A 26509-nucleotide genomic window follows, 5' to 3' on the forward strand; every position below is an offset into this window, starting at 1 on the left:
AGTGCCGGACGGCGGCGGGCCGGGCGGGCCTCACCGCGTCCCGACGGCGGCCCGGACGGCCCGGCGGGCCAGGGCGGCGTCGTCGTAGAGCCGGCGGATCATGATCCGCTGCTCCTCGCCGGCCCCCGGCACGTCGTAGAGCCGGATCTCCCGCATCAGTACCAGCACCAGGTTCACCAGGAACGCGTCCCGGGCCATCGTGCCGCCGCTCTGGGCGAGTTGGCTGATCTGCCGACGGGCCGCGGTGTCGCCGGAGAGGACGCTCCAGAGCACCGCGAGGTCGTAGCCGGGCAGGTACCAGCCGGCCTGCTCCCAGTCGACCAGCACCGGCCCGGACGGCGCCAGCAGCATGTTGCTGAGCAGCGCGTCGCCGTGGCAGAGCTGGAGCGGACCGTGGCCGCGCCCGTGCAGCAGGCCGCGCAGGTCGCCGGCGTCCCGGTCGGTGAGCTGGCCCACCGAGTGGTAGCGGGCGATCTCCAACTGGTAGTCCAGCCGCGGCTGGAAGACGTCGGTCGGCGGGCGCCACAGGTTGAGCGTGCGGACGGCGGTGAGCAGCGCGCGCACCTCGCCGGGCGTCGGGGCGTTCACCGGGTGGCGCTCACGGGCCGCCGGCCGGCCGGGGACGCGCTCCATGACCAGCACGCAGCGGTCGTGGTCGGCGGCCACCAGCCGGGGCAGCCGCACCGGCGGACGGTGCCGCACGAAGGCCCGGTAGACCGCGACCTCGTGGTGGAAGTCGGCGACCAGCTGTTCGAAGTACTCGCTCCGCACGGCCTGCGGGGCGAGGCACTTGGCCACCACCGGCGCCCGGCCGATGGTGCCCGCCACCAGGATGTGGCGGCTCCCCTCGCGCAGCACCTGGCGCGGGGTGAAGGCGGGGCATATCCGCGCGACCCCGGCGAGGGCGGCCCGGACGGCCGGGGTCTGGAGCGCGGAGGGATCGATCCGCTCCTGCGTCATGGGCTGGCCCGGGCGGGTCGGCGGGCGCAGCAGCCGGCCGTCGCCGGGGCGGACGGCGGGGATCCGGGCGCCGGGCACGCGGGGGCCGGCGGTCTCGGCCGGGCGGAGTCCCAGCGCGGTCCGGGCGGCCTGGCCCCGCGCGTCCCCGGGCCGGCCGTCGGCGGCGCGCGGGGCGGCGGGCCGGGACGGCGGCGGGACCTGCTTCGGGCCGGGACGGCCGACGGCTGCGGTGGGGGGGCGCAGCGCGGTGCGGGTCGTGGTCGGCGTCGGGGAGGTCGCTGAGGAGTACATGGGGTGAGGGTGGTCCCTTCCTGTCCGTCTGCGGGTGCGGCCCCGCAGGGGGTTGCGGGGAGGGCCGGTGCCGCGTGCTTCCTGGCGTGACGGCGGCCCTGGCTCGGTCGGTCGGGTGGTGTGCGGGCGCCGGGCACGGACGCCGGGGCCGGAGCCCCGTGCTGCGGCGGTGGACCGGCCGTCCGCACCCTGGGGAATGCGGTCGGCCGGTACTGCCGCGGCCGTGCCCGGCGCTCCCGCGCCACCCGGCCGCGCCACCCCCTCGGGTGAGGACCGGGGGCGCCCCGTGACCCGTGCGGGGGAACCCCGTACCGGCCTGGGACACCGCCCGACCCGGGGGTCGAGGTGGCGCACCTCTACATCACACCCGGATGCCGGTGGTTGGTAATGTGGCGGACCCTGGCGAAGCCTGGCGAATGCTCGCCCGGCACATGACGGAGCCTCTAGCCTCGAACCAGCCGAGGAACCTGGGGGCTTCACGTGAGCAGGGGACCCAACACCCGACTCGCCGATCTGTTCGTCCTGACCGGATGGTCGAAGGGCGAGCTCGCACGGCTGGTCAACAGGCGCGGTGCCGCGATGGGACAGCAGCAGCTGTCCACCGACACCTCGCGGGTGCGGCGGTGGATCGAGCAGGGGGAGATCCCGCGCGATCCGGTGCCGAGGGTACTGGCAGCCGTGTTCACGGAGCGGCTCGGCCGTGTCGTCACCACTGAGGACCTCGGTCTGGAACGACACCGGCCCACCAGGACCGGAGCGGCGCAGTCCGCCACCTCGTCACCATGGGAGCCGGATCGAACGGCCGCGGTCCTCACCGAGTTCACGGGAATGGACCTCATGCTGAACCGACGTGGATTGGTGGGCGCGGGTGCCGCGCTCACGGCGGGGGCGGTCGTCGCCGACTCGCTGAAGGGCTGGTTGGGAGGGGCCGAGGTCGCCTACGCGGCCTCGGCGCCCGGCCCGCGCCCGGTGCTCGCCCAGGGCGGTGCCCGCCCGGTGGTGGACCTGTACGACCCGGGCCCGGTCGGGCTCGACGAGGTGGCGGCGCTGGAGCGCTCGGTGCACGTGTTCCGGGCCTGGGACGCGGCCCGCGGCGGCGGTCTGCAGCGCAAGGCGGTGGTCGGCCAGCTCAACGAGGTGGGCGGTCTGCTGACGCACCGGCACAGTCCGGCCGTGACCCAGCGGTTGTGGCTGGTCGCGGCCAACCTGGCGGTGCTGGCGGGCTGGATGTCGCACGACGTGGGCCTGGAGCCGACCGCGCAGAAGTACTTCATGCTGGCGGCGGACTCGGCCAGGGAGGCCGGCGACCGGCCCCGGGCCGGGGAGGCGATCTCCCGGGCGGCGCGCCAGATGGTGCACCTGGGGCGGGCGGACGAGGCGATCGGCCTGATGGCGGCGGCCAAGGCGAGCGGCGGCCGGATGCTGCCGAGGACGCGCGCCATGCTGAACACCGTCGAGGCCTGGGCGCACGCCTCGATCGGGCAGTCGCAGGCGACCTGGCGGCTGCTGGGCGAGGCGGAGGAGCTCTTCGCCGAGGACCCGGACGGTCCGCCGCCGTCCTGGATGCAGGTCTTCGACGAGGCGGAGCTGCGCGGGATGCAGGCGCTGGTGCTGCGGACGCTCGCCGAGCACGACCTGGCGGCCGCCGAGCAGGCCCGTCGGCACGCCGAGCGGGTGATCCGGCTGCGGGAGGGGACGGGGCAGCTGCGGTCGGCGCTGTTCGACCGGATCACGCTGGCCTCGGTGCACTGGCTCACCGGGGAGCCCGACGCGGCGGACACCCAGTGCAAGCTGGTGCTGAACCTGATCGGCCAGAACTCCTCGCACCGCACCTGGGACCGGCTGCGGGAGATGTACCGGCTGACCGCGCGCTACCGGGGGGTGTCGGTGGTGGACGAGCTGCGGGAGCAGCTGGGGCGGGAGCTGCGGGCGGCGGACGCGAAGAAGCGGCCCGTGCGGGCCTGACCGGGCCCAGAAGGGCTCGGCGGACGGGAAGGGTCGTGCGGACCGGTGGGTCAGGAGGGGTTCGCGGGGCGCAGCAGCATGCGCAGTGCGGTGACGGTGCCGTCGATACCCAGTACGGGTTCGCCGGTGCACTCGATCATGCCGAGCCCGCCGTCGGGCCGCCGGACCTGGAGGGTGCCGAAGGCGTACCGGCCGTGCACCAGCGCGTCGGTCATCATCCGGCGCAGCTGCGGCCGGTCCGCCTCGCTCAGGCGGTCGGGCAGCCGGTCGAGGCTGAGCGGTCCGTGTCCGGGGTCGCAGCCGAGCAGACGGTAGGCCTCGGCGGACCAGCGGACGTCGTCGGTGAGGAGGTCCCACTCGGCGGAGCCGATGACGGCCGCGCCGGTCGAGGTACGGATGGCGCTGTCCACTCTTTCGCCCACCGGCCCCTCGCCGTCCGTCGCGCCCTCGTTCGGGGGCGCGACGGGGGGGCCGGTCGTGGGCGACTTCTGCATGGTGAGTCCAGTGGTCCGTTCGTGGAGAGCGGCCGGTGCGTGGTGGCATCGACTGTCGCACAGCGGTCTCACCCTTGTGGGCGATTTGGACAGATCGCCGTCAAAGTTCCCCCGGCATATGCCAGTGCGCACAAAGGGCCGGTCGCCCTGTGTGCGACGGGCTGCCCGAGGCGGTAACCTTCGGTGATTCCGGCGCCCGGGCGCCCACCGCAGTACCCACCACAGACCCCGGCGACGGAAATCCCGTTGCCACTACGACCGCCGCAACGGATGCTGACCTCATGTTCGAGCCAGTGATAGCACCCAGTGCCAGCCTCCTCGGCCTCCTGCAGCGAGGTCGCGGTGACGGGCAGCTCCATGCGCTGGCCGCCGACCGCACCGAGGCCATCGCCGCGCTGGAGGAGTGCGTCACCAGGGACCCGCGGGCCGACTGGCAGGTCGAGAACCGTTCCCTCTACTACGCGCGCCTCTACATGGAGCTGGAGGCGCCGCTCGACGGGATCGAGGACCACCTCCACTCACCGGAGGACCTCCTCGACGAGGACGAGGCCCGCACCGGCCTCGCGCTCTCCGTCCTGGGCCACCTCGCCGCGTACGGCCGGCGGGACGCGCTGCTCATGCTCCGCGAGTACGCCGCCACCGGCACCAGCTGGGCCTGGGCGCTGGACGAGCTCGCGCTGCGCGACGACGACCGGGGCCTGCTGCTGCTCGGGACGGCCGTACTGGACCGCTTCGCCCCGGGCCCCGAGGGCGACGCCGAGCTGCGCGAGACCGTCCGGAGCGCGTACGAGCCCAGGCCCTGGCGGCTCTGGGCCGCCTACCACCCGAGGGTCGCGGCCGCCAGCGAGCAGGCCCCCTTCGACGTGTGGCAGCGCCAGCTGAACCGCAGCGGTGTGACCCCGGGCTGGTCCACCGCCGATGTCCTGGCCTGGGCCGACCAGGGTGAGCTCGGCGGTCTCGGTGCCGCGGCCTTCGCCGGCGGCCCGGTCCGTTCCGGGGCCCCGCACGACGGCGGCCCCGGTCCGGACGCGGTGGACCGCCGCGCCGCCGCCGCCGCCCGCTGCCTGGCCGCCGTGGTCCGGCCGGAGGACCGGCCCGAGGTACTGGAGGCGGCCGGCGCCGGCCTGCCCGGTGCCCGCCGGGCGGCCCTTCGCCACCTCGTCGACCGGCAGGACCCGGCCGCGGCCGGGCTGATCGAGGCCGCCGCGGCGGAGGTCGACGACCGGCTGGTCCGGTTCGCCCTGGAACTCCTCGGGCGGATGCGCGGCCCGGAGGCGCTGGCCCACGCCCGCCGCTGGGCCGATCCGGCCACCGGGGGCGCCGACAGCGCCCTCGGCGAGGCCGCCGTCCGGCTGCTGGCCGACGCGGGCGAGCCCACCGACGCCCCGCTGGTGGTGGGCGGGCTGCGCCGCTGGGTCCTGCTGCACGGGGTGTCCGGCGCCGACGCCGGGCTGGGGACGCTGGTCGACGGCGCGGGGCGGCTGACCGCCACCGAGGCTGTCCCGGTCCTGCGCCACATCTACGGTGAAGCCGTCTCCTCGGAGCTGCGCGGCCGCGCGGCCCGGGCGCTCGCCGCCACCGACGTGCACTTCCCGGAGGGGCCGGCCGTCGAGTGCCTCTGGGACTGCGAGGAGTCCACCCGGGAGCTCGCCGCGAGGCATGTCGCCACCACCGGCGACGCCCGTGTGCTGGAGCGCCTGCGCCGCCTCGCCGCCGACCCGGCCGAGGAGGCCGAGGTCCACGCCGCCGTCCGCGGCCGGCTGACCTCGGCCCGCGAGCGGAGCCGGTAGGCGAACCGAGCCGCGGAACGACGGAGCGGGCCGGTCCACCACGAGGGTGGACCGGCCCGCTCCGTCGTTCCCGGGGTCCGGGCGGATGGAATGCAACGCGGTTCTACTTCGCGACCACGCCGGCGTCCGGTGCCAGGGTGCCCACGGACACCAGGACGATGATCAGGATGCCGAGCGCGATCCGGTAGACCACGAACGGCATGAAGCTGTTGTTCGAGATGTACTTCAGGAACCAGGAGATCGCCGCGTAGCCGACCACGAAGGCGATCCCGGTGGCCAGGATGGTCGGCCCCCAGGCCGGTGCCGGGCCCTCGCCGATCTTGAACAGCTCCAGCAGTCCGGAGGCCAGCACGGCCGGGATCGCCAGCAGGAACGAGTACCGGGCCGCCGCCTCGCGGCTGTAGCCGAGCAGCAGACCGGCGCTGATCGTGCCGCCGGAGCGGGAGACGCCGGGGATCAGGGCGAGCGCCTGGGCCATGCCGTACATCGCCGCGTGCGGCAGGGTCAGGTCGGAGATCGGCTTGGCGTGGCGGACCGCCCGGGTGCGGTCGGCGATCGCGAGCACCACGCCGAACAGGATCAGCGTGCTGCCGATGATCCGCAGGTCGCGCAGGTCCTGCTCGATGGTGTCCTGGAACAGCTTGCCCAGGATGCCGATCGGCAGCGTGCCCATGATCACGAACCAGCCCATCCGCGCGTCCTGGTGCGAGCGCAGCGCGGGCCGGAACAGCGAGAGCGTCCAGGTCTTGATGATCGAGGCGATGTCGCGGCGGAAGTAGATCAGCACGGCGGTCTCGGTGCCGAGCTGCGTCACCGCGGTGAACGCCGCTCCCGGGTCCTGCCAGCCGAACAGGGCGGGGAAGACCCGGAGGTGGGCGCTGGAGGAGATCGGGAGGAACTCGGTGAGCCCCTGGATCAGGCCGAGGACGGCCCCGTGGAACCAGTCGATCACCGGACACCCGCTCGGGGTATCCGTCGGTCGATGCGCATGAAGCGTTCCTTGTTGGTCGGTGCGGGAACGGCCCTGCGAACCGGTCGGCGCGGTCCAGCGGCGCGGTCCGATGGCAGGCGAACGACCGGTCCCGCCCGGCGCTCGGGCCGCGCGCGGGCCCGGCGTCCGCCTGATGCTACGCCGTTCGGGTGACAGCTTTTCGCCCGCCCCACCTCCGGCGCACCGTCCGTCGCCCCGTTCCTCCCCGCTTCCGCCGCTTTCGCCCGGGTGCGGCCCGGGCGCCGCTCAGGCGCCGGTCGGTCGGGCCCGCACCCAGGTCCGGTCCGCGGTCAGATAGCTGTCGACCGTCAGCCCGGCCTCGGCGAGCGAGCGTTCGAACTCGGGCCGGTCCATCGGACGGGACAGGAAGGTCTGGGTCCACCGGGCGTCCGGGAACTCGTACACCACGTGGACCCGGTTCACCCCGTCGCCGAGGGGTGTGGCCGATTCCACCCTGACCAGGCCGTTCTCCCCGAGCGTCCGCTCGCGGGGGACGTCCGTGTGCCAGTCCTCGCCCTCGCGCTGGACGAGCACGCAGCCGTCCGGGGCGACGTGCCGGCGGCAGGTCTCCAGCAGGCCCCGGCGGACGGCGAGGCTGCCGGCGTGCACCAGGAAGGAGGCGAGCAGGACCACGTCGAAGCGTTCGCCGAGGTCCAGCCGTTCGATCGGGGAGAGCGCCGTACGGGCCCCGCGGATCCGCTCCAGCATCGGCGCCGACTCGTCCACCGCCGTCACCCGGAAGCCCTGTTCCACCAGCGGGTGGGTCATCCGGCCGACACCGCAGCCGAGTTCCAGCAGGCTCGCGCCGGGCGGCACGGCGCCGGCGATCACCTCGACCTCGTCGCGGATCGGCAGCCGTTCGTACATCTCGACCGCGCATCCGTCCGGGGTGATCGCCCCGGGGCCGGTGCCGTCGTATCCCTCGCGTCGCTCGTCGGTCATGCGAACCATCCGAGCACGGCCGGTGCGCGGTGGGAAGAAGGCGGGGCGAACGAGGCTTGGAATATACCCCCAGGGGGTATACAGTCATCGACGAGCCGGGCAGCACGGCGAAGGAACGAGCAACTGGAGGACGACATGGCGCACCCCGCCCAGCACGAGCGGCAGCACAGCGGTCACGACCACCGCGGGCAGCACGGACACGATGCGGGCCACGAGCGGCACGAGGACCATGGGCAGCACATGAGCCACGAACAGCATCAGCACCATTCGGAACATGCGCACCACGCGCATCACGGGCACGGCGGCGGGGGTGTGACCTGGGCGGCCGCCGCGCAGGCGACGCTGCACTGCCTCACCGGCTGCGCCATCGGCGAGATCCTCGGTATGGTGCTCGGCACCGCCCTCGGCCTGCACAACGGCGGGACCGTGGTGCTCTCGGTCCTGCTGGCCTTCGTCTTCGGCTACGCGCTGACCATGCGCGGCGTGCTCAAGGCGGGTCTGGACGTCCGCACCGCGGTGAAGGTCGCGCTGGCCGCCGACACCGTCTCGATCATCGTCATGGAGATCATCGACAACACCGTGATGGTGACCGTGCCCGGCGCCATGGACGCGGGTCTCGGCGACGCCCGGTTCTGGCTCGCGCTGGCCGGTTCGCTGGTCCTGGCCTTCGTCCTGACCGTCCCGGTCAACAGGTGGATGATCGGCAAGGGGCGCGGCCACGCCGTGGTCCACGCCTACCACCAGCACTGATCGCTCCGCCGGTACCGACCGGTCCACCGGCGCTGCCCGCCGCACCGGACGCCGCGGCCCGCGCCGACCCCTCCTTGGGGGTCGGCGCGGGCCGCGGCGTTTTCGTGTACCCGGAGGCCGGGTCCCCGCTCAGGCCGGGCGGTCGAGTTCCGCGAGGGTCGTGCGCAGCCAGTCCCGCTCGGCGGCCGTGGTCGCGCGGGCGATCAGCAGGATCCCCCGGCGGAACGGGTCGGTGGTCTCCTCGGCGCCGATCGGGCGGTCCCCGTCGTAGAAGAAGCTGGCCGGCTCGTCGAGGAACGCCAGGCGGCGCCGCAGCACGGTCGCCTGTGCGGCGGGCTCGCCGTCGAGGTGGCGGAGGAAGGCGAGCACGGTGAACCAGCGGTTCTCGTCGCTGACGTCCAGCTCGTCCGGGGTGCGCAGCCGGTCCAGCAGGGTGGACCGGCCGGCGTCGGTGAGCCGCAGGGTGTGCCGGGGGGCGGCCGCCGCGCCGGGCTCGGTCGAGCGGACCAGGAGCCCGTCGGTCTCCAGGCGCTTGATCGCCGGGTAGAGCGTGCCGTCGCTGATCGGCCGCACGTGGCCGGTGAGTGCGGCGAGGTGGCGGCGCAGTTCGTAGCCGTGCAGGGGCCGGTCGTGGAGGAACCCGAGGATCGCGAGCTTCAGCATGGGCCCACTCTGCCAGACCGGGCGAGATATATCGGTGTTGCTGTACCTCGGCTTCGAGGTATGGTCGCTCCGCCGCCCCGGAAGGAGCCGGGCGGCGGCGGCCCCGGGAGCGCCTGTCGGGGTCCCCTTGTCGACAGCAGAAGGAGTACGACCGTGCGCGATGCCACCGTCACCCCGAACGGCGACCGGATCCGCTGGGTGGAGGTCCCCGGAAAGGAGCCCGTCCGCCTCTATCTGCACGGCCTCGGCTCCAGTTCGCCCGTCTACTACGCCGCGGCCGCCGCGCACCCGCTGCTCACCGGCCACCGCGCGCTGCTGCTCGACCTGCTCGGCTTCGGCATCAGCGACCGGCCCACCGATTTCCCGTACACCCTGGAGGCGCACGCCGACGCCGTCGCGGTCGCCGTCCGGGCGGCGGGGGCGGAGCGGGTCGAGGTGATCGGCCACAGCCTGGGCGGCGCGGTCGCGATCCTGCTCGCCCACCGGCACCCCGGGCTGGTCGACCGGCTGGTCCTGGTCGACTCCGTCCTCGACCCGGTCGCCCCGGCCCGGACCCCGGGCGGCAGCGGGCTCGCCACCTTCACCGAGGAGGAGTACCTGGCCGGCGGGTGGCGGCAGGTGGAGCAGTGGGCCGGTCCGTTCTGGTGGGCCACCATGCGGCTCGCCGGGCCCGAGGCTCTGCACCGCACCGCCGTGCACCGCTGCCGGGGCACGGTCCCGACCCTGCGCGAGCAGCTGCGGGGTCTGGACGTGCCGCGTACCTTCCTCCACCCCGGGGCCGACGGCGAGCCCGAGGGCGCGGAGTCGCTCCGGGAGTCGGGGGTGGCCCTGGTGGCGGTGCCGGACTGCGGGCACAACATCATGATCGACAATCCGGACGGCTTCGCCGAGGCCACCGCCGCCGCCCTGGCGTAGGGTCGTCCCGCCTGCCCGCCTGCCCGCCTGTCGGTCTTCCGTCGCCCGATCTCCACGAGGAGCGTGTCCGCCGTGCCGATCCAGGTCCCCGAGGCGCTGGTCGCCTCCCTCGTCGAGTGCCACGGCGCTGACGGCCGCGACTGGGCCGACGGACTGCTCGCGCTCGCGGCGGCCTCGGCGGACCGCTGGGGGCTGCGCCTCGACGGCCCGCCCGCGCACGGTGTGGTCGGCCTGGTCCTGCCCGTCCGGCGGGCCGACGGCTCCCGCGCCGTGCTCAAACTCCAGCGCGTGGACGAGGAGACGGCGGGCGAGCCGCTCGCCCTGCGGGCCTGGAACGGCCGGGGCGCCGTCCGGCTGCTCGACCACGACCCGGCGACCGGGTCGATGCTGCTGGAGCGCCTCGACCCGGCCCGTTCCCTGCTCGCCGTCCCCGACGACCGGGCCGCCACCCTCGTCCTCGCCGATCTGCTGGCGGAGCTGACGGCACATCAGGCCCCGCCCGGGCTGAGGACCTTGGCCGAGGTCGCGGACGGCATGCTGGCGGAGGTCCCGGCCGCGCAGGAGCGGCTGGCGGGGGAGGCCGACCGCCGACTGCTGGCGGATCTTGCGGCCGCCCTCCGCGAGGTCCGGCCCGAGCCGGGCGACCGCCTGCTGCACTGGGACCTGCACTACGGCAATGTGCTCGCCCCGACGGCCCCCGACCCCCGGGCGCCCTGGCTCGCCATCGACCCCAAGCCCCTGGCCGGCGACCCCGGCTTCGAACTCCTCCCCGCCCTGGGGAACCGCTGGTCCGACCTCACCGCCACCGGCGACCTCCCGCGCGCCCTGCGCCATCGCTTCGACCTGCTGACCGACCGCCTCGCCCTGGACCGCCCCCGGGCCGTCCGCTGGACCCTCGCCCGCGTCCTGCAGAACGTCCTCTGGGACATCGCGGACGGCGAATCGGTGATCGACGGGACGCAGCGGACGATCGCCGAGGCACTGTCGGGAGGCTCGCTGATCACCCGGGCAGGACGGTGAAGCGCAGCGGGGTGCCCGGGCGGGACTGCGCGGCCGCCGCGAGGTCGGCGGCGGGCACCACGCCGACGACGGGATAGCCGCCGGTGGTCGGGTGGTCGGCCAGGAAGACCACCGGGAGCCCGTCCGGCGGGACCTGTACGGCGCCCAGCACCATGCCCTCACTGGGGAGTTCGCCGTCCCGGGCGCGGACCAGCGGCGGGCCCTCGGTGCGCAGCGCGATCCGGTTGGCGGCCGGGGAGACCCGGTAGGTGTCGCGGGCGAGCCGGGCGAGGGCGTCCGGGGTGAACCAGTCCGCCCGGGGGCCGAGCCGCAGTCGCAGCACCAGTTCCCGAGGGGGAGCGGGCAGCGGGACCAGTTCCGGCCTCGCCCGGTGGGGCGGCCGGGGGCCGACCGGCAGGCGGTCACCGGCGGACAGCGGGGCCGGGCCGAGCCCGGAGAGCAGGTCGGCCGAGCGGCTGCCGAGCACCGGCGGGACGGCGATCCCGCCGGCGACGGCCAGGTAGGCGCGCACCCCGGCGGTCGCGGCGCCGACGTCGAGCACCGCGCCCGCGGGCACCGGGACCGGCGCGCCCCAGGCGGCGGGCCGGCCGTCCACCCGGACCGGGCAGGGGGCCCCGGTCACGGCGACCAGCAGCGGCCGCAGGGCCCGCACGGCGACGCCGCCCAGGGTGGTCTCCAGGGCCGCGGCCCCGGGTCCGTTGCCGAGCAGGCGGTTGGCCGCCCGCAGTGCCGGTTCGTCCACCGCCCCGGCCCTCGGCACCCCGAGGTGCGCGACGCCGCGCCGTCCCAGGTCCTGCACCGTGGTCAGCGGTCCCGGCCGCACCACGACCAGCCCGTCCGCCACCCCGTCCGTCCCGGTCACCCCGTGCACCGCCGCCGTCCCGGGTGTCATCGGGCGCCCGCCCGGACCGGGGCGAAGCGCACCCGGGTGCCCGGGGCGAGGAGCGCGGCCGGGGTGCGGCCGGTGTCCCAGAGGGGGAGGGCGGTGCGGCCCAGTAGCTGCCAGCCGCCGGGGGAGGAGCGCGGGTAGACACCGGTGTAGGGCCCGGCCAGGGCGACCGAACCGGCCGGGACGGCGCTGCGCGGGGTGGCCCGGCGCGGCACCTCGTACCGCGCCGGCAGACCGGTGAGGTAGCCGAAGCCGGGGGCGAAGCCGCAGAACGCCACCACGTACTCGGGTGCGGTGTGGATCCGGACGGCCTCCTCGGGCGGGACGCCCCACAGCGCGGCCACCTCGGCGAGGTCGGCGCCGTCGTAGACGGTGGGCACCTCGATCAGCGGGCCGGCGGCGGTGGCCGCCCGGTCCGGGCGGACGGTGCGCAGCAGCCGGGCGAGCGCGGGGACGTCGGCGACGCCGTCCAGCAGCACGGTGTGCGCGGCGGGCACGATCTCCTCCACCGGCGGCAGCTCGCCGGCCGACTGCCGTTCGCGCAGCCAGCCGTACAGGGCGGTGACCTCGGCGGCGCCGGGCAGCTCGACCAGCAGCGCGCGCTCCCCGACGGGGCGCAGCACCGGACCGGGGCCGTCGGCGGCCGGGTCGTCAGCCGGGTCTTGAACGCCGCCCGCCGTCAAGCGAAGGCCTCCACCCGGACCCCCGCCGAGGCGAGCGCGCCCCGGATCCGCCAGGCGAGCTGGGCCGCCCCGGGGGTGTCGCCGTGGACGCAGAGCGAGCGCGCCTCGACGGCGATCCGCTCGCCGCCGACCGCGTCCACGGCGCCGTCGCGGGCGATGCCGACCGCGCGGGTGATGACCGTCCCGGGGTCGTGCACCACGGCGTCCGGCTCGCGGCGCGGGACGAGGGTGCCGGCCCAGGTGTAGGCGCGGTCGGCGAACGCCTCGGTGACCACCGGCAGTCCGACGTCCCCGGCGACCGCCAGCAGCCGGGAGCCGGGCAGGCCCAGCACCGGCAGCGGTCCGTCGCAGACCGCCCCGGCCCGCAGGATCCCGGCGACGACGGCCTCGGCCTGCTCGGAGTCGGCGACCACCCGGTTGTAGAGCGCGCCGTGCGGCTTGACGTAGGAGACCCGGGAGCCGGCGGCGCGGGCGAAGACCTGGAGGGCGCCGATCTGGTAGGCGATCTCGTCGGCGAGCTCCTCCGGCGGCACGTCCATGGCCCGGCGGCCGAATCCCGCGAGGTCCCGGTAGGAGACCTGGGCGCCGATCCTGACCCCGCGTTCGGCGGCCAGTGAGCAGACCCGGCGCATGGTGGACGGGTCTCCGGCGTGGAAGCCGCAGGCGACGTTGGCGCTGGTGACGACGGACAGCAGGGCCTCGTCGTCGGTCAGCGTCCAGCGTCCGAACCCCTCACCGAGGTCCGCATTGAGATCGATCACCGCTTCGGTCACGCCCGTCCGCCTCCCAGCAGCTGTTGAGGCAGATGGTAGGGCCTGCGCCCGATCGTCCCGCCCCCGGTGACGGTCGGTCGGCCCTCCGGCAACGGTCGGCCCGCCCCCGGGTGACGGTCAGCCCGCCGCCGGGGCCGTTCCGTGCCCGGGCCCGGCCGGGTCGGTCGGCCGCGGACCTTCGGGGAGCCGGGCCACCCGCGCGGCCGCCTCGGCCCGTTCGACCAGCGGTCGCAGCGCCCGCAGCACCATCAGCAGCGGTACGACGCCGACCACTCCGAACGACATGTCGATGAAGCGCCAGTACAGCGGGATGCCCCGGAGCGGCCCGCAGATCAGCGCGAGCGGGATGATCCCGGCGCAGGCCAGCACCGCCCACCGGATCACCCAGACATTGCGCACCGGGTCCTTGAGCGGCCCCACGAACGCCGCCGCGATCACCAGGTGGGCGAAGGCGAGCCAGTCGGTGCCGTAGGCGAGGAAGGGGTAGCGGTCGTTGGTCTCGGCGATGCCGTCCCGGACCCGGAGGATCCACTCCAGCAGGGCGGGGAAGCGCTCGGTCACCGGGGCGCCGGGGCCGACGGCCAGGTCGGCGAGCCAGCGGGTCTCGCTCTCCAGCGGGAAGGCGGTCAGCCCGCTCAGGACCAGGCAGACCACGAATGCCCAGAGCAGGCGCCGGACCCTTCGCAGGGCCGTCCGGTCGTTGTCGGTCGCGTCGTTCATCTGCGTCCACCCCATGCCGAGGAGGCAGGTCGGGCTGCTCCCGCCTGCACGGGAGTGACTCTAGACCTCGTAATTGAACATGTTCAACTTGCTCTGGCGGCGGTGCCCCGGCGGTGCCCCGGCGGCCCTGGCGGCGGCCGGACGCACTCGGGCCCGGTACCCGTGGCGGGTACCGGGCCCGAGTGGACGCCCGGAAGGGGCCGGGGTCAGGGCGTGTAGGTGAAGGCCGTCGGCGTCGCGGCCGAGCCGCCCGGGGTGGCCAGGGTGACCGGGACGGTGCCCGAGCCGGCCGGGGCGGTGACCACGCACGCGGTGTCGGTGCAGCTGCCGCTCGCCGGGGTGCTCCCGAACAGCGCGAAGCCGTTGGTCAGACCGGTGCCGGTGATCGTCACCGCGGTGCCGCCGGCGGCCGGGCCGGTGCTCGGCGCGAGCGCGGTGACGGCGGGCACGGCCGGGGTCACCGGCGCCTGGAGCCCGCTGCCCAGCAGGTAGCGGGAGACGTTGTCGGACGGGTCGGCGTCGTTCTTGTTGGCCGCCGTGACGGTGATCACCCCGGACGGCCGGGTGCCGTGCGAGCTGACCTGGACCTTCATGAAGTCGCTGCGCCCGGGTGCCCGGGTGCCGGTGAACACGGCCTCCAGGCGGCGGCCGTCGGGGGAGACGGTCTGGGTGAAGGTGTAGTCGTACGGGGTGGAGTACATCAGCGCGCCGGTGGTGGTGAGGCCGGGCGGCAGGTCGACGGTCAGCCGGGTCACCCCGGTGACGTCGGCGGTGCCGGTGGACTTCCAGGTCACGCTGAAGCTGGTGTTGTCGACCGGGAAGATCGGGTAGTTGCCGGCCTGCGTCACGGTGACGTTCGGGCCGCTCACGGCGGTCGCGACGGCGGTGGGCGCGGCGGTGGCGACAGCGGCGGCGACGGTGAGCGTGGTCACGGCCAGTGCGGCGGCGAGGCCGCCTCGAACCAGTCTGGTGATCATACGAAGCATCATGGCCGAGCCCGGGGATCATCGGGAAGCTTTTCTCGAAAGCGAGTTCTATTGATCGGTGGCCCCGAGGGGCCCCGTCCGCGGGTCTGTCCGGAAGGTCCGTTTCGGTCGATGTCGGGGCCTGCCTCTACTCTTGTCCACCGTGACCGTCATCGCCGACCAGCCCACCGAGCACGGCCCCCGGCCGCCCGCCGGGCCCGCCGTCGCCGCCGCGCGGCCCGCGCCCGGCCCCGCCGCCGACGAGGGCCTGGCGCGCCGGCTCAAGGCGCTGGCCTGCACCGCGCCCCTGCACGACCTGGACAACCGCAAGGTGATGCTGGCCGGCGAGTACGGCGGCTACGCGATGGCCGAGGTCGGGCTCGCCGCGATCGACCTCGTCACCCTCAACATGGACTTCGACACCGGCGCCGACCGGGAGATAGTGCTCGCCCGGCTGCTGCCCCGGGTCGCCGCCCAGGCACCCGGCCGCACCGTCGCCGAGCACCAGCGGGTCGGCCGCTGGGTGCTGGAGTCCCTGATCAACGTCGGCAGCGTCGACCGGGGCTTCCGCGCCGTCTACGGCACCTTCGGCGCGGACGGCGAGTACGTCCGCCGCGACTACGACTTCAAGCTGATCGAGGAGGTCCCGGGCCCCGACGGCGGCGTCTACCTGCGCACCACCGACGAGGCGGTCAACGTCCTGGTCGGCGCGCTGGACACCGACGTCACCTCCGCCCAGATCGCCGCCGAGGTCAAGCTGGAGGTGCTGATCCGGCGCGGCCGGCTGGCCGACGCCCAGCTCGCCGCCGAGCAGGCCCGCTACCGCACCGTCCAGTACGCCGAGACGCTGCGCCGCGCCCTGGAGGCCACCCGCCGCAACGTCCGCGCCGTCGACTGGATGCAGGCGATCCCGGACCTCATCGACGAGGCGCTCGACCACATCGCCGACCGCTACCGGCACGAGAACGCGATTCTCACCAACATCCGCAAGGCCCGCGACGAGGCCGAGGACCCGGAGCACAAGCGCCGCGCCGCCGAGCTGGTCGACATCGTCAAGGACTGCATCCGCCGCCACACCCAGCTGCAGACCAGGCTGCTGGAGGCGGGCCCGCTGTTCCGCGCCGAGCAGGACCGGCAGGCCTTCGCCACCCCCGGCGCCCGCACCGGCATCGACCTCTACGGCCAGCTGCTCGCCCCGGTGCTCCGGCTGCCGATAGCGCAGGCCGTCCGGCCCACCGGCGCCTTCTTCGCCCGGGGCACCGGCCTGCGCACCCCCGTCTCGGTGCGCGTCGCGGACCTCGTCGACCTGCTGCTCACCCCGCCCGTCGAGCGCGAGCACCTCGGCGCCGAGCTGCCCGACCCCGACCTCGTCGCCACCCCGGACGACAGCCGGTTCTCCGAGGCCCAGTTGGAGGCCGCGCTCGTCCTGCTCGACCTGCCCGCCGACGCGCCCCGGCGGCTCTCCGGACTGCTCGCCGAGGCCCGCCGGCAGGACCCGGAGCTCCCGTACCTGGTCGCCCTGCTGGCCGTGCACGCGGCCAGCCCGCCGGTCGGCACCGCCTACCGGCAGGGCGAGGAGCGGCTGCTCTTCGCGGTCGACGACGGCACCCCGCTGAACGACCCGGAGTTCGGCGGCGCCGACCTCGTCGTCGGCAGCGCCCTGCTCGACGCGGTCGGGATGGCCGCCGACCGCAAGGACGCCGGCTGACCGCCGGCCCGGGCCGCAGCCGCCCCGTACTGCCGGCCGTGAAGCCGCCTGTGAAGCACCCGCCCGTGAAGCACCCGCTCGTGAACACCCGCAACGCCCCCGAGGAGCACCGCCCGTGACGACCCACCACGACACGTCCTGGGCGCCCGAGACCGAACCGGCCGCCCCCGCGCCGATCACCCCGGCCGACGTCGCGGACGCCGCCCGACTGGTCTCCTTCGGCCTCCAGGCCAAGCTGCTCCCCGCCCGCGACACCGAGTACGCCGAACTCGTCCGCCGCCACCGCGAGGACCCGCCGTTCGCCCGGCTCGCCGACGCCGTCGCCACCGGCATGGGCCTGGTCGTCCTGGAGGTCTCCCCGCGCGCCGGCATGGCCGTCGCCGCCGCCGAGGACTCCCTCTTCGCCGTCCGGATGGGCGACTACTCGCGCCGCGCCGCCTCCGAGTCCACCGACCGCTTCCTCCACGGCCTGGCCCACCTGGCCGTTGCCGCGATGGCCTTCCCCCGCCCCGAGGACCTCTCCGACGACGGCTACCTCGGCCGGATCACCGTCAACGGCGTCGACGCCTTCGTCCGCCAGGCCTGCCGCCGCCTGGAGGAGCAGGCCGCCGCCGACGGCGACAACACCGACCCGCAGAGCGACGCCCCCGGCCTGGAGGCCGCCTGGCGGGTCTGGGCCCGGCGCACCGCCACCGGCGCCACCAAGGACGCCCGCCGGCTCTCCGGCTCGACCATCGGCATCGTCGCCAAGGCCGTGCTGTTCCTGGTCGACTCGGGCTTCCTGCAGAAGGTCTCCGACGACGCCGGCGGCACCTACCGCACCACCGCCCGCTACCAGCTCCAGGTCCGCGACCTGGCCGGCGGCGCCGCCATGGCCGAACTGCTGGACCTCGGCATCGTGCCGGTGTCCGACGGCAGCGCCTCCCTGCTGCCCCCGGACACCGGGGACGACCTGGTCGCCGACGCCGGACTGCCGTTCCACTCGCTCTAGCCCCGACGTCCCGGCCCAGCCCCCAGCCCTCCGACCCGGCCCCCACCGGACCGCCCCAGCCGACCCATCCACCCGCCTCCTGGAGAACCGCCGCACATGTACGAGCTCAACCGGGTCCGCCTCTACTCGATCGGACCGGCCGGCGCCCGCTACGCCGACACGGTGCTCGACCTGCGCGGCGTCGGCGAGCCCGTCGCCGACCCGGCACCCCAGCAGATCGGCCTGTTCGGCGAGGAGCCCGACGGCCCGGTCCGCCGCCCCGCCCCGGCCGGCGTGCTCTTCCTGGAGAACGGCGGCGGCAAGTCCGTCCTGCTCAAGCTGATCTTCTCGGTCATGCTCCCCGGCCACCGCAACACCCTCGGCGGCGCCAGCTCCGGCGTGCTCCGCAAGTTCCTGCTCGCCGACGACTGCGGCCACGTCGCCCTGGAGTGGCAGCACACCGTCACCGGCGAGCCGATCGTGGTCGGCAAGGTCAGCGAGTGGCGCGGCCGCCAGGTCTCCTCCGACCCTCGCAAGTTCGCCGAGACCTGGTACTCCTTCCGCCCCGGTCCCGGCCTCACCCTCGACTCCCTCCCGGTCGCCGAGCGGATCAGCCTCGCCGGGGACCAGAAGGCCCGGGGCCGCCGCCGCACCATGAAGGGCTTCCGCGACGCCCTCACCGAGGCCGGCAAGGCCCACCCGCACCTCGACCTGGTCTTCGAGGACGGCCACGACCGCTGGACCGAGCACCTCGGCGAACTCGGCCTCGACCCCGAGCTCTTCCGCTACCAGCGCGAGATGAACGCCGACGAGGGCGAGGCGGCCGGCCTGTTCGCGGTCAAGCAGGACAAGGACTTCACCGACCTGCTGCTGCGCGCCGTCACCGACACCCGGGACACCGACGGCCTCGCCGACCTCGTCCACGGCTTCGCCGCCAAGCTCGGCCTGCGCTCCGAGCTCACCGCCGAACGCGACTTCACCGCCGGCTCGCTGGAACTCCTGGAGCGCATCACCGAGGCCACCGCCGCCCGCGAGAGCGTCCGCGAGTCCCACCGCACCGCCGAACGCCGCACCCGCCGGCTCGCCCACGCCCTCGCCTCGCGCGCCGCCGCCGAACGCGACCGGGCCGAGGACCTCGCGATCGAGGTCGCCGCCGCCGCGGGCGCCGTCACCGCCGCCGAGACCGACCGCACCCGGCACACCCTGATCGCCGCCGAACTCACCCACCGGCACGCCACCCTGGCCCTCGCCGCCGCCACCGCGGAGGCTGCCGGGCTGCGCCGCGAACTCACCGAGGCCCGCACCCTGCACTCCGCCTGGCAGGCCGCCGAGGCCGTGCTGAGGCACCGCGCCTCCGCCGACCGGGTGACCAGGGTCGCCGCCGCGATCCGCGAGGCCGAGCTGGACGCCGCCCCCGCGCTCGCCGCCCGCGCCCGCGCCGCCACCGCCCTGGCCCGCGCCCTGGAAGCCGCCGCCGGGGCCGCCGAGGACCGCGCCGACACCGAGGAGCAGCGCGCCGCCGAACTCCAGGCCGACGGCAGCCGGGCCCAGACCGACGCCACCGAGGCCGCCACCGCCGCCCAGAAGGCCCGCAGCGAGGCCGAGCACCTGCGCCAGCGCCTCGCCGAGGTCGAGCAGGAGACCGCCGCCGCCGTCGAGGCCGGCTTCATCGACGCCGACGGCGACGTCGACCCGGCCAGGGCCGCCCTGCACGCCGCCGACGTGGAGAAGGCCGCCGGCGCCGCCCTGGCCCAGGCCCGCACCGCGGCCGAGACCGCCGCCGCCCGGCTGCGCGAGGCCGCCGCCGCGACCGGTCGCGCCGAACTCGCCGCCGCCCGCGCCACCGACGCCCGCAAGGCCGCCGACCAGTCCCTCGCCACCGAGCAGCGCACCGCCGCCCTGCTCGCCACCGAGCCCCGGCTCGCCGACCTGCTCTCCCTGACCCCCTACCAGGAAGACGCGGAGGAGGCCGCCGGCTTCCTCACCCCCGCCGTCCTCGACCGCAACGCCGAGTACCTGCGCGAACTGCTCGACGAGTCCGTCGCGACCGCCGAACGCACCCTGTTCGACCTGCGCACCGCCGCCGCCGACGACTCCCGGATCCTCGCCGCGCTCGGCGACGGCGGCCTGCTGCCGCCCGGACCGGACGTGCTCGCCACCGTCGAGTACCTCGCCGAGCACGGCATCCCCGCCCTGCCCGGCTGGCGCTACCTGGCGCAGTCCGTCGACCCGGCCGACCACGAGGCGATCCTCGCCGCCCGCCCCGAACTCGTCGACGGCGTCGTCGTCACCGACCCGAGCTCGCTGGAGCGGGCCCGCGAGGCGCTCGGCTCCGCCGCCCTGCTGCCCCGCTCCACCGTCGCCGTCGGCGCCGCCGCCTCGCTGATCGCCCCGATCACTGCGGACGAGGGGCCGGCCTTCTGCCCCTTCTTCGTCGTACCGCCGAACCCGGCCATGCACGACGAGTCCGCCGCCGACGACGAGCGCCGCGAACTGCGCGCCCGCGCCACCGCCCGCGAGGAGCACATCCGCGAACTCGCCGCCCGCCTCGGCGGCGACCGCGCGCTCGCGGCCCGGCTCGCCTCCTGGCACGCCAGCTGCCCGCCCGGCACCCTCGCCGAACGCGCCGCCGCCGCCGAGGCCGCCCGCGAGCACGCCGAGCAGGCCGCCGCCGCCCTCGCCACCCTGCGCGCCGACCACGACGAGGCCGAGGCCGACCACGCCACCGCGGCCGCCGCCCACGAGGAGCACCGGGAGGGCGCCCAGCGCGCCCGCCGCCGCGCCGACGCCCTCTCCGGCCTCGCCTTCCGCCTGCGCGAGCGCGCCAACTGGAGCCGCCGCCGACGCGAACTCGCCGAGGACACCGCCGAGTGCGACCGCCGCCGGACGCTCTGCGCCGAGCGCGCCCGCACCTGCGACGAGGACCGCCGGGCCGCCCAGCGCGCCGCCGACGACGCCCGCCGCACCGCGCGCACCCTGCGCGCCGAGCGGGCCGAGATCGCCGCCGCCGAGCAGTCCGACGAGCCCGCCGACACCGCCCCCGCCGCGCTGCCCGCGCTGCGCGAGGCCTACCGCGCCGCCTCCCAGCTCTACGAGAAGGTCGGCGTCGGTGCCGACCTGCGCGCCGAGCAGGCCCGCGCCGAGGGCGACGAGGCCGCCGCCGCGATCGAACTCGACCGCCTCACCAACAAGGTCCGCACCCGCGCCGAGGAGCTGCTCGGCAGCCCGGACGGCGCCGACGGCCCGGCCCGCCAGGCCGCCGCCGCCCGCGCCGAGGAACTCGTCGCCACCATCGAGACCCGGGCCGCCTCGGCCAGCGAGCAGCTCGGCCGGCTCCGCGGCGACGCCGAGCGCTCCGCCCCCGCCGACGGCGAGGCGCACACCGAGCTGCCCGAGGAGCTCGTCCCCACCGACCCCGAGCACGCCCAGACGCTGCTGCGCACGGCCACCGGCCGGCTCGCCGAGCGCCGCGAGGCCGTCGACACCGCCCGCACCGCGGCCGCCGACCTCCAGCGCACCTTCGACACCGCCCAGTCCGCGGCCGCCGACTTCGACGAGCACGCCGGGCAGCTCCGGGACGGCCTGCGCGAGCAGGAGGAGGACGGCCCGGCCGTCGAGCCCTACCTCGGCCCGCTCGCCGACGCCCGCACCGCCGCCGCGGAGGCCCGCCGCGCCCTGCGCACCGCCGCCGGCGAGCTGTCCGCCGCCGAACTCGCCGTCCGCGACGCCTCGGACGCGCTGGTCCGGCACGCCAACGCGGCCCGCTACGAGGCGGTCCGCACCCCGGCCCGGCAGCAGATCCGCGAACTGCCCGCCTCCGCGCTGCCCGACCACGCCGCCAACTGGGCGGTGGCCTTCGCCCCCCGGCTGCGGGTGCTGACCGACGAACTCGCCCAGCTGGAGCGCAACCGGGGCTCGATCGTCGACCGGCTGCGCGGACTGGTGGAGTCCTCGCTGACCACCCTGCGCGCCGCCCAGCGGCTCTCCCGCCTCCCCGAGGGGCTGGGGGAGTGGTCCGGCCAGGAGTTCCTCCGGATCCGCTTCGAGGACCCGGACCACGCGACCCTGGTCGAGCGCCTCGGCGAGGTCATCGACGAGGCCACCCGCGCGGCCGTCCGCAAGAACAGCGACCTGCGCCGGGACGGCATGTCGCTGCTGCTGCGCGGGGTGGCCGCCGCGATGGGCCCCAAGGGCGTCTCGGTGGAGATCCTCAAGCCGGACGCGGTGCTGCGCGCCGAGCGGGTCGGCGTCGGCCAGATGTCCGATGTGTTCTCCGGCGGGCAGCTGCTCACCGCCGCCATCGCGCTCTACTGCACGATGGCCGCGCTGCGCGCCAACGACCGGGGCCAGTCGCAGCTGCGGCACGCGGGCACGCTGTTCCTGGACAACCCGATCGGCCGGGCCAACGCCACCTACCTGCTGGAGCTCCAGCGCGCGGTGGCCGACGCCCTCGGCGTCCAGCTGATCTACACCACCGGTCTGTTCGACACCACGGCGCTGGCCGAGTTCCCGCTGGTGATCCGGCTGCGCAACGACGCCGACCTGCGGGCCGGCCTCAAGTACATCTCGGTGGAGGAGCACCTGCGGCCGGGGCTCCCGGCGCCGCAGGACCCGGACGGCCCGGCCGTCCACGGCGAGATCACCGCCACCCGGATGTTCAAGCGCCCGGCGGAGGTTCCCGCCACGTCCTGATCGGCCTACGGTGGACGGCATGCTGACGATCGTTCACTTCAGTGACATCCACCTGGGCCAGGACCACCACGGCGACGCGGGGGAGCGGGCCCGCCGGCGGGCCGAGCAGGTGGTGGCGTACGTCGACGCCCTGCCCGGCCCGGTGGACGCCGTGCTGGTCACCGGCGATCTCGCCGACAACGGACTGCCGGCCGAGTACCGGGAGGTCGCCAAGGTGCTGACCTCCCGGTACCCGGTGCTGCTCTGCCCCGGCAACCACGACATCCGCGAGCCCTACCGCGAGGTGCTGCTCGGCGAGGAGCCGTCCGGCGGCCCGGTGAACCGGCTGCACGCGCTGCCCGGTGCCGATGTGCTGATGCTCGACTCCTCGATCCCCGGCCGGCACGACGGCCTGCTCGACGAGGAGACCCTCGGCTGGCTGGACCGCACGCTGGCCGAGGGCCCGGCGGACCGCCCGGCGCTGGTCGCCTTCCACCACCCGCCGGTCACCCTGCACCTGCCGTACGTGGACCCGATCCGGCAGTTCGGCGAGGAGCGGCTGGCCGAGGTGCTGGGACGTCACCCCCGGGTGCGGGCACTGCTCTGCGGCCACGCGCACACCGCGGCGGCCACCGTCTTCGCCGGGCTGCCGCTGCTGGTCGCGCCGGGCGTGGTCTCCACCGTGCCGCTGCCCTGCGAGGGCCGGGCGGAGATCGTCTTCGAGCAGCCGCCGGTGATCGCCTTCCACCTGCTGGACGACGACGGCCGGCTTACCACCCACTACCGGGTGGTCGCTCCCGCCTGACGCGGCCCGGGGCCGCCCGGGTAGGGCGGCGGTGTCCCCGGGCGCTGCGACGGCTGGGCGTACGGCGGCTGCGGGTAGGGCGGCTGGGCCTGCGGCGGCTGTGTGTACGGCGGCTGTGCGTACGGCGGTCGGGCCTGCGGCGGTGGCTGCGGCACCCGGGGGCGCGGCTGGGGCTGGGGCTGGGAACGGGTCTGCGGCTGCGGCGGGCCGGCCGGAGTGCGGCTGTCACCCATCGGGGAGGCGGAGTTCGGCGCGCGCACCCGCTGCGCGGCGACCTGACGGGAAATCAGGATCTCCAGCAGGCACCACATCGTGCCGAACACCCCGAGCCCCATCGCCATCAGCGCCGGCGTCATCAGCCAGCTGTCGGCGTACGAGGACAGCACCGCCAGCACGATGCCGACCAGGGTTAACGCCAGACAGAGCACCGCGCGGACGACGGCGGTCCGCACCTCGTCGGGAAGTCGGCGGCGACGGCGGGCGGTTGGCATCGGGCGACCCCCAGGCACGGAGCGGCGGCGGACGAACGGCGGACGGTACGGCGGGCCACGAGCGGGGCGCGCGCCGCGAACACGCCCCCGCGCTCCACTCTGCCCAGTCGTACCCGGACTATGCGCACGAATCCCCCGAACTGCTGCCAAATCGTATGATCCGGATCGGACCGTACCGAACGGCTCGCCGAATCCCCGGCGCGCTCAGCCGAGTTGGTGGTTCAGCTCGGTCAGCGCACCCTCGACGATGGTCCGCATCGCCTGCTCGGCCCGTTCGGCGTCCCCCGCGCAGACCGCCTCGGCGACCTCGCGGTGCAGCCGGATCGCGTACGGCTCCGGCTGATGGGGCATCAGATGGTACTCGGTCCGGCCGGTCAGCACCGCACCGACGGTGTCCCCGAGATGGGCGAACATCTCGTTGCGCGAGGCCTGCAGCACGGTGGAGTGGAACTCGATGTCGTGCCGGAGGAAGGTGGCGAGGTCGGCGGCGCGCGCCGTCATGGTCAACTCGACCGCCAGCGCGCTGAGTCGGCGCCGCTCGTCGTCGGTGGCGTGCCGCGCGGCGAGCGCCGCCGCGGCCGGCTCCACGGCCAGCCGCAGCGAGCCGAGCGAACGCAGCTGCGCGGAGCGGTCGGCACCGGCCAGCCGCCAGCGGATCACCAGCGGATCGAAGACGTCCCAGCCCGAACGGGGCTGCACGGTGATACCGACCCGGCGGCGCGAGGCCACCAACCGCATCCCCTCCAGGATCCGGACCGCCTCGCGGACCACCGTCCGGGAGACGCCGAACCGCTCCTCCAGCTCCTCGGCGCGCAGCACGGTGCCTTCGGGGAGCTCCCCGGACGCGATGGCCGGCCCCAGTTCGGCGAGCAGTCGGCCGGGCAGCCCCTGGATCTCCATCCCGCCAGCCTAGTCGCCGCAGCCTGCCCCCACCGCCGTGCCCCCCGGCCCGGCCACCTCCACCCGTCCGGCAAAAGTATGACGATTTGGTTTCCGGCACTTGAATACGTCATACCTTTGAGGTGATAGTGGCGGCCAGGCAACGAAGGAGCACCACCTCATGGCTCTCAGCGTCGAGAACCAGGACACCCCCCGCGCGCCCCTCACCGTCGTGGTGATGGGCGTCTCCGGTGTCGGCAAGACCACCCTGGCCCGTCTGCTGGCCGAACGCCTCGGCCTCCCCTTCGCCGAGGCGGACGACTTCCACCCGCCCGCCAACATCGCCAAGATGTCGGCCGGCATCCCGCTGGACGACGACGACCGCGCGCCCTGGCTGCGCGCCGTCGGCGCCTGGCTGGGGGAGCGCGCCGAGGCCGGCACCGGCGGCGTCGTCACCTGCTCGGCGCTGAAGCACGGCTACCGCGACATCCTGCGCGCGGCCTGCCCGGACGCCTGGTTCCTGCACCTCAGCGGCCGGACCGGACTGGTCGAGGACCGGCTCGCCCGGCGCACCGACCACTTCATGCCGCCGTCCCTGCTCGGCTCGCAGTACGCCGCCCTGGAACCCCTCGGTCCGGACGAGCGCGGCGCCGTCCTGGACATCGGGCCGAGCCCCGAAGAACTCGTCGAGAAGGCCGCCGCCCTGCTGCGGCCCGTCAATGGAGACCTCGCGTGATCCCCACCCTCACCGTGCTCGCGGCCGCCCCACCGGTCCTCCCGCACACCGACAGCGACGGCCGGCTGCTGGTCGCCGTGCTGCTCGCCATCGGCGCCATCGTGCTGCTGATCACCAAGCTCAAGCTGCACCCCTTCCTCGCCCTGACCCTCGGCTCCGGGTTGCTGGCCGCCGTCGCGGGCGCGCCGTTCGACAAGCTGCTCAGCAGCTTCTCCACCGGTTTCGGCGCCACCGTGGCGGGCGTCGGCCTGCTGATCGGCCTGGGCGCGATGCTGGGCAAGCTGCTCGCCGACTCGGGCGGGGCGAACATCATCGCGGACACCGTGCTGTCCCGGTCCCGGACGAAGGCGCTGCCCTGGGCGATGGCGCTGATCGCGGCCGTGCTCGGCCTGCCGCTGTTCTTCGAGGTCGGCGTGGTGCTGCTGGTCCCGATCGTGCTGCTGGTGGCCCGGCGCGGCAACGTCCCGCTGATCCGGATCGGCATCCCGGCGCTGGCCGGCCTCTCCGTGCTGCACGGCCTGGTGCCCCCGCACCCCGGTCCGCTGGTCGCGGTCGACGCGCTCAAGGCCGACCTCGGCGTCACCCTGGCGCTCGGCCTGCTGATCGCCGTCCCGACGCTGATCGTCGCCGGTCCGCTGTTCGCCCGGGTGGCCGAGCGCTGGGTCGGCCCGCTGGAGATACCGGAGAGCGACACCCCGGTGGAACCCGCGAAGCGCGAGCACACCCCCTCCTTCGGCGCCGTGCTGGCCACCATCCTGCTGCCGGTGGTGCTGATGCTCGGCAAGGCGCTGGCGGACGTCGTGATCGACGACCCGAAGGCGCTGCCGCAGCGGGTGCTCGACTTCGTCGGCTCCCCGCTGATCGCGCTGCTCGCCGCGACCCTGCTCGGGATGCTGACGCTGGGCCGGGCGGCGGGCTTCGACAAGGCCCGGATCTCGGAGACCGTCGGTTCCTCGCTCGGCCCGATCGCCGGCATCGTCTTCATCGTCGGTGCGGGCGGCGGCTTCAAGCAGACCCTGATCGACGTGGGCGTGGGCACCGCGGTCAGCGACTGGTCGTCGAAGTGGCACATCCCGGCGCTGCTGCTGGGCTGGCTGATCGCGGTGCTGATCCGGCTCGCCACCGGTTCGGCGACGGTCGCCACCATCACCGCGGCCGGCATCGTCGCGCCGCTGGCGGCGGACATGTCGTCCACCCACGCGGCCCTGCTGGTGCTCGCCATCGGCGCCGGCTCGCTGTTCCTGTCGCACGTCAACGACGCCGGCTTCTGGCTGGTGAAGGAGTACTTCGGGATGAGCGTCGGCCAGACCCTGAAGTCCTGGTCGGTGATGGAGACGGTGATCTCGGTGGTCGCGATCGCCCTGATCATGCCGCTCAGCCTGATCGTCTGACCCCTGGACGACGGAAAGGGCGGGCGCTCCCGAGGGAGCGCCCGCCC

At 75.2% G+C, this 26509-nt stretch carries 24 protein-coding genes; 11 read left to right on the forward strand and 13 right to left on the reverse strand.

The features are described 5' to 3' along the window. Positions 1-30: 30 nt before the first annotated feature. The gene (locus OG715_RS35095) at positions 31-1251 is read right to left on the reverse strand and encodes an aminoglycoside phosphotransferase family protein (RefSeq protein ID WP_266273242.1); all 1221 of its coding nucleotides are present in this window, start codon (positions 1249-1251) and stop codon (positions 31-33) included. A 480-nt stretch (positions 1252-1731) separates the two neighbouring features. Between OG715_RS35095 and OG715_RS35100 the strand changes: the two genes are divergently transcribed. Next, the gene (locus OG715_RS35100) at positions 1732-3216 is read left to right on the forward strand and encodes a DNA-binding protein NsdB (RefSeq protein WP_266273241.1); all 1485 of its coding nucleotides are present in this window, start codon (positions 1732-1734) and stop codon (positions 3214-3216) included. A gap of 50 nt (positions 3217-3266) precedes the next feature. Here the strand turns inward: OG715_RS35100 and OG715_RS35105 are convergent, their stop codons facing one another. Beyond that, positions 3267-3710 carry a hypothetical protein gene (locus OG715_RS35105; protein WP_266273240.1) on the reverse strand — a complete coding sequence of 148 codons (444 nt, stop codon included), beginning with the start codon at positions 3708-3710 and terminating at the stop codon, positions 3267-3269. Positions 3711-3991: 281 nt separating this feature from the next. Here OG715_RS35105 and OG715_RS35110 point away from each other — a divergent pair, with 281 nt between their 5' ends. Beyond that, a complete protein-coding gene (locus OG715_RS35110) occupies positions 3992-5500 on the forward strand; it encodes a HEAT repeat domain-containing protein (RefSeq protein ID WP_266273239.1) in 1509 nt (502 codons plus the stop codon). Positions 5501-5603: 103 nt separating this feature from the next. Here OG715_RS35110 and OG715_RS35115 read toward each other — a convergent pair whose 3' ends face one another. From OG715_RS35115 to OG715_RS35125, 3 genes are all read right to left on the reverse strand, one after another. Beyond that, the gene (locus OG715_RS35115) at positions 5604-6449 is read right to left on the reverse strand and encodes an undecaprenyl-diphosphate phosphatase (protein ID WP_266274590.1); all 846 of its coding nucleotides are present in this window, start codon (positions 6447-6449) and stop codon (positions 5604-5606) included. A gap of 288 nt (positions 6450-6737) precedes the next feature. Beyond that, a complete protein-coding gene (locus OG715_RS35120) occupies positions 6738-7433 on the reverse strand; it encodes a class I SAM-dependent methyltransferase (protein WP_266273237.1) in 696 nt (231 codons plus the stop codon). An 84-nt stretch (positions 7434-7517) separates the two neighbouring features. Then, positions 7518-7733 carry a hypothetical protein gene (locus OG715_RS35125; protein WP_266274756.1) on the reverse strand — a complete coding sequence of 72 codons (216 nt, stop codon included), beginning with the start codon at positions 7731-7733 and terminating at the stop codon, positions 7518-7520. Here OG715_RS35125 and OG715_RS35130 point away from each other — a divergent pair. Next, positions 7674-8183 (forward strand): DUF4396 domain-containing protein, encoded by a 510-nt coding sequence (locus OG715_RS35130; protein WP_266273236.1) that lies wholly within the window; start codon positions 7674-7676, stop codon positions 8181-8183. The genes OG715_RS35125 and OG715_RS35130 overlap by 60 nt on opposite strands. Positions 8184-8312: 129 nt before the next feature. Here the strand turns inward: OG715_RS35130 and OG715_RS35135 are convergent, their stop codons facing one another. Next, positions 8313-8846: a PadR family transcriptional regulator gene (locus OG715_RS35135; RefSeq protein ID WP_266273235.1), complete on the reverse strand. Its 534-nt coding sequence runs from the start codon at positions 8844-8846 to the stop codon at positions 8313-8315. Positions 8847-8999: 153 nt separating this feature from the next. On the opposite strand from OG715_RS35135, the gene OG715_RS35140 reads away from it, so the two are divergent. Next, positions 9000-9761, forward strand: coding sequence for an alpha/beta fold hydrolase (locus OG715_RS35140; RefSeq protein ID WP_266273233.1), 762 nt, complete (start codon positions 9000-9002; stop codon positions 9759-9761). A 63-nt stretch (positions 9762-9824) separates the two neighbouring features. Continuing rightward, positions 9825-10781, forward strand: coding sequence for an aminoglycoside phosphotransferase family protein (locus tag OG715_RS35145; RefSeq protein WP_407661053.1), 957 nt, complete (start codon positions 9825-9827; stop codon positions 10779-10781). On the opposite strand, the gene OG715_RS35150 is transcribed toward OG715_RS35145, so the two are convergent. The 5 genes from OG715_RS35150 to OG715_RS35170 all read right to left on the reverse strand — a co-directional run bounded on the left by OG715_RS35150 (position 10762) and on the right by OG715_RS35170 (position 14823). Continuing rightward, the gene (locus OG715_RS35150) at positions 10762-11673 is read right to left on the reverse strand and encodes a 5-oxoprolinase subunit C family protein (RefSeq protein WP_266273232.1); all 912 of its coding nucleotides are present in this window, start codon (positions 11671-11673) and stop codon (positions 10762-10764) included. The genes OG715_RS35145 and OG715_RS35150 overlap by 20 nt on opposite strands. Then, the gene (gene pxpB, locus OG715_RS35155) at positions 11670-12293 is read right to left on the reverse strand and encodes a 5-oxoprolinase subunit PxpB (RefSeq protein WP_407661147.1); all 624 of its coding nucleotides are present in this window, start codon (positions 12291-12293) and stop codon (positions 11670-11672) included. The genes OG715_RS35150 and pxpB overlap by 4 nt, the downstream gene beginning before the upstream one ends. Before the next feature lie 56 nt (positions 12294-12349). Next, on the reverse strand, positions 12350-13126 hold the full coding sequence (locus tag OG715_RS35160) for a LamB/YcsF family protein (protein ID WP_266273231.1): 777 nt from the start codon (positions 13124-13126) through the stop codon (positions 12350-12352). Between the two features lie 117 nt (positions 13127-13243). Next, positions 13244-13846: a hypothetical protein gene (locus tag OG715_RS35165; protein WP_266273230.1), complete on the reverse strand. Its 603-nt coding sequence runs from the start codon at positions 13844-13846 to the stop codon at positions 13244-13246. A 206-nt stretch (positions 13847-14052) separates the two neighbouring features. Then, on the reverse strand, positions 14053-14823 hold the full coding sequence (locus OG715_RS35170) for an IPT/TIG domain-containing protein (protein WP_266273229.1): 771 nt from the start codon (positions 14821-14823) through the stop codon (positions 14053-14055). 160 nt (positions 14824-14983) lie between these two features. Between OG715_RS35170 and OG715_RS35175 the strand changes: the two genes are divergently transcribed. The 4 genes from OG715_RS35175 (at position 14984) to OG715_RS35190 (ending at position 22965) form a co-directional block, all read left to right on the forward strand. After that, complete coding sequence (locus OG715_RS35175) at positions 14984-16519, forward strand: hypothetical protein (protein WP_407661148.1); 1536 nt, start codon at positions 14984-14986, stop codon at positions 16517-16519. A 115-nt stretch (positions 16520-16634) separates the two neighbouring features. Continuing rightward, positions 16635-17510: a hypothetical protein gene (locus tag OG715_RS35180; RefSeq protein ID WP_266273228.1), complete on the forward strand. Its 876-nt coding sequence runs from the start codon at positions 16635-16637 to the stop codon at positions 17508-17510. A 96-nt stretch (positions 17511-17606) separates the two neighbouring features. Beyond that, positions 17607-22181: a hypothetical protein gene (locus tag OG715_RS35185; RefSeq protein WP_266273227.1), complete on the forward strand. Its 4575-nt coding sequence runs from the start codon at positions 17607-17609 to the stop codon at positions 22179-22181. Between the two features lie 19 nt (positions 22182-22200). After that, positions 22201-22965: a phosphodiesterase gene (locus OG715_RS35190; RefSeq protein WP_266273225.1), complete on the forward strand. Its 765-nt coding sequence runs from the start codon at positions 22201-22203 to the stop codon at positions 22963-22965. On the opposite strand, the gene OG715_RS35195 is transcribed toward OG715_RS35190, so the two are convergent. Both OG715_RS35195 and OG715_RS35200 read right to left on the reverse strand, forming a co-directional pair. Next, a complete protein-coding gene (locus OG715_RS35195) occupies positions 22941-23456 on the reverse strand; it encodes a hypothetical protein (protein WP_266273224.1) in 516 nt (171 codons plus the stop codon). The genes OG715_RS35190 and OG715_RS35195 overlap by 25 nt on opposite strands. A gap of 204 nt (positions 23457-23660) precedes the next feature. Further along, on the reverse strand, positions 23661-24356 hold the full coding sequence (locus OG715_RS35200) for a FadR/GntR family transcriptional regulator (protein WP_266273223.1): 696 nt from the start codon (positions 24354-24356) through the stop codon (positions 23661-23663). A 160-nt stretch (positions 24357-24516) separates the two neighbouring features. Here OG715_RS35200 and OG715_RS35205 point away from each other — a divergent pair, with 160 nt between their 5' ends. After that, on the forward strand, positions 24517-25071 hold the full coding sequence (locus tag OG715_RS35205) for a gluconokinase (RefSeq protein ID WP_266273222.1): 555 nt from the start codon (positions 24517-24519) through the stop codon (positions 25069-25071). Next, positions 25071-26462 (forward strand): GntP family permease, encoded by a 1392-nt coding sequence (locus OG715_RS35210; RefSeq protein ID WP_266274586.1) that lies wholly within the window; start codon positions 25071-25073, stop codon positions 26460-26462. Before OG715_RS35205 ends, OG715_RS35210 begins: the two co-directional genes overlap by 1 nt. Positions 26463-26509: the final 47 nt, after the last annotated feature.

The sequence above is a fragment of the Kitasatospora purpeofusca genome (genome assembly GCF_036010405.1).
Lineage (GTDB): Bacteria > Actinomycetota > Actinomycetes > Streptomycetales > Streptomycetaceae > Kitasatospora > Kitasatospora purpeofusca.